This window comes from Bartonella sp. MR168JLCBS, from assembly GCF_042194175.1.
This window is the reverse complement of sequence record NZ_JBHIMP010000091.1, coordinates 406-653: the sequence shown is the minus strand read 5'-3', so window position 1 is coordinate 653 and position 248 is coordinate 406. Positions and strand designations below refer to the sequence as shown.

1 protein-coding gene is annotated in these 248 nt (G+C 40.7%); it reads left to right on the top strand.

Annotated elements, in window-relative coordinates:
- A partial coding sequence (locus ACFIK8_RS09315) for a dihydroxy-acid dehydratase (protein WP_375669258.1) occupies nt 1–248 on the top strand: 248 nt, incomplete at both ends.

Here is a 248-nt window from a genome sequence, read left to right as displayed (position 1 = left end):
GAATCATAAGGTATTAGCAGGATGGAGAAAGTCGTTTCAACCTGATGGTGGTATTCGTGTTTTGTCGGGAGATTTGGGTACAGCTATTATGAAAGTTTCATCCGTTAAATCTGAGCATTGGCCGATTGAAGCTCCAGTTCTTGTCTTTAATGATCAAGAGGGGTTTCACGAGGCTTTTAAAGTTGGAGCTTTGAATGGTAAAGAGTTTATTGCTGTCATTCGTTACCAAGGACCAAAAGCGAATCGTA